Genomic DNA, 4821 nt, shown 5'->3' with positions numbered 1-4821 from the left:
CAACGCCGAGCTTACGGTCTACGAGACGAAGAATATCTTCGACTCAAAATCTTGGCCTGCATGCTGCCTGATATCTAACACAAAGCAATTTTCGCTCATTTTTACCCACTCGATAGGGAGAAGACCCAAAAATAAATATCCCGTTATTTTAGGATATGACCATTTTACCTTGTCTAAAACCCCTGAGGATAATGCAAAAGACATGCTGTCTACATTGGAGAGTACTGGTATTTTAGATACGGGAATAAAATTCGATACTGTAACGCACAGCCGTGGAGGACTTGTATTGCGCTCATTTGCGGAACTGTGCAATGGTTATTTAAATGTAGACAATGCTGTAATGGTCGCATGCCCTGCCGGTGGGACGAGTCTTGCAAATCCTGGAAAATGGGACTCACTGGCCAAAAAGATCGACCTTCTGACAAACATATTCTTTTTCACGGGTGGGGCGCCGATGAAGATATTTTTCAATCTCGTGGGAGGGCTGATAAAGTTTGCCGCGTCTAAATTAAAGGAACCGAATGCAATACCGGGCGTCTGGGCAATGAATCCCAATTCTGAATTTATTAAAAAACTGAACAAAAGCAGTAGCAGTATCGGCGGCGATGTTGTATATAACACCATTGGGTCGGATTTTGAACCGTCGGGCATTTTCAAAGGAGGGCTTAAAGACGATATAACGGATAGCATTGCCGACGTCTATTTCGGCGATCCAAATGACCTGGTCGTTGACACAGACAAGATGGTCGTTCCATGGCCAACCGGTATTAAAAGCGGAATAAAGTTTAACTACGAACCGTGGCAACATGTCTATCATTTAAACTACTTCAGACAGGCAGAAACGTACAGAAGGTTTTCGGATATTTTTAAGGTTGACTTAAAAACGGTAATAGATGAGTGTCTATAGGCAGGTAAAAGATGTGAACTAAAAAAACAATTGTTAATTGTATTTATCATGTGGCATCAAGAATCCAATCACCAATCAAGAATAGAAGTGGGTGCATTCCCGATTTTTTTGCAAAAAAAACAATCAGTAGGGGTTAACAGTAACGTAGAGACAGGTTTCAAACCTGTCTTTTACCGCTTGAAAATGGCAGAAACAACCCTGTCAGGGTTAATCAAACAAGATGTTTGCGATACAATACCTGTCAACCAACAGGCATGTGCGAATATTTACAAAAAATCGGGAATGCACCCATAGAATAGAAGTTTCGTATTTCGAATTTGGTTGCAGCCAAAGGCCGCACCAAGAATATTACAGGTAAATAAAGCAATGTACGATCTTACAAATTTTACCATTCAGGACATGACCCGATGTGGAGATGCACTGGAGCACCTTGGGTATAAAGCGAAAGGTGTAGAGGAACTGGCTGATTCGGTGGTCCACTATTTTTACGAACACCTTATTGACAGGCGGACAGGTGAAAAGTCCTCTGCACTGGTGCGCTTTTTCATAACATATACCTACGAAAGCCTTGACGAAGAATTACGTCAATTAGCCAACATGATGTCAGAGGGGCAACGTTTGACTAATACTACGAGTTGCTTAGTCCTCTTAGCAACAGTGGGACTGCAACCTGAGTGGAATTCGATAAAACGCTCCAAGGGACACCGGGTTATTCCCCTGGTAGATAAGCAAACGGTGGATAAGCATCCTATGATCGCCCAATTGGTTTACCAGTTCGGGATAGATATTGACAAGGTGCTACATCCTCGTCCTACTCTTGAGACTGAGCTGGAAAGTAAGATTTTTAATGTGTTTCACGTGCCCGATGCCCTGGGAAGTCCCCATATTCCAGCTCAGGATGAATTTGTGATACCTTTCGGAATTAAATCGGCATTGGGGTTTGGAAGTATGTTGCCTACGGGGAATTTATTTACGGTGGTTATATTTTCGAAAACGAGGGTTCCACGGAATACGGCAGAGATGTTCAAATATCTCGCCTTGAATACAAGGATGGCGGTATTGCCCTTTGTATCAAAAAAAATTTACATAAACGAGAAGACCGTGCTTGACGAAACCGAGAGACTCAGGTCGATCATTGCCACGCAAACGAGTTTATTGAGCGTATACAAGAAAACTGCCGTTAATCAATCCAGACGTCTGGAAAGCTTTTCATTGAAACTTAAGCTGTCTCTGGCTAAATTTACAAAAAAAGCATGGCTCTATATTTCTTTGATAACAGCATCGGCATGCTCTTTATATGTTTTTTATGCGACACATATCGAGTTTATGTTGCACGTGGCTGCAATACCCCTTGAAATATTGCTGGGTGCATTATTAATAGAAAGGCTGTTAGAAAGAAAAGAAAAGGCAGAAAAATTTAATCAATTGATGTACATAAAGAGTCACCTGTATCGTTCTGAGATGCGTAACTTTTTTGTCACCAATTTTAGTGCATTAAAATTCCCGGTAATAACAATGTCGAAGATCAAAAATGCAAGTTTAGAAGAATTAAAGCACATGCGCAGCGATGCGGAACACCTGGAATATTTTTCATTGGATGCAATGGAATCAGTGATTCTGGAGTATGTTTCAGTCTATCATGTATTTAAAGACTTCATGGATCGGGCGAGCACTTATGGCATGGATACCCTTTTTCAGGATATGATTTATATTTTACATTTCATCCAGGATGTTAAAATGTTTAAGCAGGTGAACCCTGATAAGCCTTTTATTTATGAAGCACAGAAGCATCCTTTCTTAATGGAAAAAGTAAGAAAGATTTTAGGTGATGGTACCCGGAAATTTTTGGATTATATGATAGAACTGAAAGAAAAAAAGCCAGAGCTGTTCTACGACATTTTAACCGACTATGAATTATCATCACGCAGAATGACCAGATAATGCATGAACGATAAAAAGTTGTCTTTGCAAAGAAGAACGGGTACTGTCAACAATCTTGTGTAAATTCCTTTTCAGCGATTTATTTAAAGAAGGGTAGATTGCCATACGCCTGTTCTCCTGGTCTTTTCTTCCCATGGCGCTCTCTTATGCGTTTTAGTGAGAGAAGTATTTGATGCCCAGACTTTGCTCAAATTGCCACGGTTTCTTGTGATATTTTTCTGTGGTGTTATCCGACCTGTCTCATCCCTGCTAACAGCATTCTCATCACCTTTCAGGCAACAAAGCCGCTTTACTGAAAGTATGAACGGAAAAATTATTTTTATCATAACAAGCACGGGGGCATTCCCGATTTTTTGTAAATATAAGTAAAAAAATAAGGTTTTTTGGAAGATGAATAATAAAATTTATTGCAAGGGTGGTACAGGCATTCCTGCCTGTATTCCGCAAAGGCAAAATGCCTGCGCCACCCATCTATTGATACCTGGATTGTATATTAAATTTTAGGGGAATAAATACTTTTAGCTATAAACAATTAGTAGAGACACGCCATGGCGTGTCTCTATGATGCTTACCTGTCTGCGTACGTTTCCGAAGGTAGCCAGACCGTCCCGGTCTGGGAGAGTCGCCTGTCTGCGTGCCGGGACGTATAGGCAAGGCCGCTTGTGTATTAAATATCACAAGCAGGATGCTTTTGTTACATTGTGCAGACAGTTTCAAAAAATCTGGAATGTACCCACAAGCACCTTGACCTTGACATTCAGGTTTTCAATTCATATTATATCAAGATAATTTGATATATATTTATGAACACTATCAAAACCCAACAATTTGCCAAATTACTAAAAGCGTTGAGCGGTGAAATCCGTCTCAATATTATTTCATATCTTGCATCCGGCGAAAAATGCGTGTGTCATATTTATAAATATTTTAAACTTCCGCAAAATCTTGTTTCTCACCACTTGGGAATTTTACGGGGAAGCGGTCTCATTAAAGACCGTAAGGAAGGTAAATGGGTCTACTACTCACTAAATGAAAGAAATATAGAAAAAGTAACAATTTTTTTACAAGAGATCGTGCAGAAAAAGGGAGAAGAAAAAGAAGAAGATAGCTGTTAATTTGTCGGTTTACTTAAAACAATAGAACGCCAAAATGAGTGTGTTGCATTAAATGAATTTCACACGACGAAACATTGGCTGTGTATGAGAGAAAAGTGGTAACAGTTTATATTTTTTAAAAAAGCAAAAACGCTTGTTCCCAAGCTCCACAGACTGGACCAAAAGAACTTTGTTGTCTTAAAGGTGGGGACAACTCCTCTCATTATGCCTGTTTTCGACCTTATTTAGTGCTGTTTTCCCATAAAAGTGGAGAATGCCTGTCGTAAAATAGGATAAAATTGTCCATTTGACCCGGTCTGTGGAGCTTGGGAACGAGCGGAAGAGCCGGAGCCTGGAAACGAGAGTATTATTTAAAATGCTAAACGAGTGCGTTTTTCGTATTTCGTGCTTGTTTAGTTCTGGCTATGCTAGCTTAGGATAAATAGCTCCGTCAGGAGGAGCATCCCTTTTTTTGTAACCGTTTGTGTGATTGGGGTAAAACAACGCTGTCAGGGGTTAATTCTACTGTACGTTTCATTAAAACATGGCAGAAGTCATAAAAAACCGGAAATGTACCTGGATCAACCCTGCAAAGGCATGAAAGCTGTAAGGGATGTGGTAAGCCTGTCCCCCCGCTGGCGGGGGATTAAGGGGTGGAATTGTCTGCGGAGCGTGGGAAAGAGGGTCAAATTTATTTTCATAATAAAGAGGTAGTTGAATCGATGGAGAAATCCAGTCCACCCCCTGCACCCCATAAGCGCTAACTTGTTTTAGGTATGCTCGAAGTATTTTGATATCTGTGTTTTTCGGATTCTTGTATTTTCTGCTAAAGAACAAGCAATGTCATTCCAGCACTTAAGAACTTCCTGTAATGATAAC

Annotated in this window: 4 protein-coding genes; 3 read left to right on the top strand and 1 reads right to left on the bottom strand. The window is 40.4% G+C overall.

The window, feature by feature from the left end:
• Both QZT26_RS16475 and QZT26_RS16470 read left to right on the top strand, forming a co-directional pair.
• On the top strand, positions 1 to 907 hold a 907-nt coding region (locus tag QZT26_RS16475; RefSeq protein WP_295103706.1), incomplete at its 5' end, for a hypothetical protein.
• Between the two features lie 366 nt (positions 908 to 1273).
• Positions 1274 to 2848, top strand: coding sequence for a hypothetical protein (locus tag QZT26_RS16470; protein WP_205713298.1), 1575 nt, complete (start codon positions 1274 to 1276; stop codon positions 2846 to 2848).
• A gap of 83 nt (positions 2849 to 2931) precedes the next feature.
• Here QZT26_RS16470 and QZT26_RS16465 read toward each other — a convergent pair whose 3' ends face one another.
• Positions 2932 to 3174, bottom strand: coding sequence for a hypothetical protein (locus QZT26_RS16465; protein WP_157775534.1), 243 nt, complete (start codon positions 3172 to 3174; stop codon positions 2932 to 2934).
• A gap of 477 nt (positions 3175 to 3651) precedes the next feature.
• Here QZT26_RS16465 and QZT26_RS16460 point away from each other — a divergent pair, with 477 nt between their 5' ends.
• Positions 3652 to 3963 (top strand): metalloregulator ArsR/SmtB family transcription factor, encoded by a 312-nt coding sequence (locus tag QZT26_RS16460; protein WP_099323503.1) that lies wholly within the window; start codon positions 3652 to 3654, stop codon positions 3961 to 3963.
• The last annotated feature ends 858 nt before the right edge of the window (positions 3964 to 4821 follow it).

It is taken from the genome of uncultured Candidatus Kuenenia sp., from assembly GCF_900696675.1.
GTDB lineage: Bacteria > Planctomycetota > Brocadiia > Brocadiales > Brocadiaceae > Kuenenia > Kuenenia stuttgartiensis_A.
This window is presented reverse-complemented; position numbering and strand designations above follow the sequence as displayed.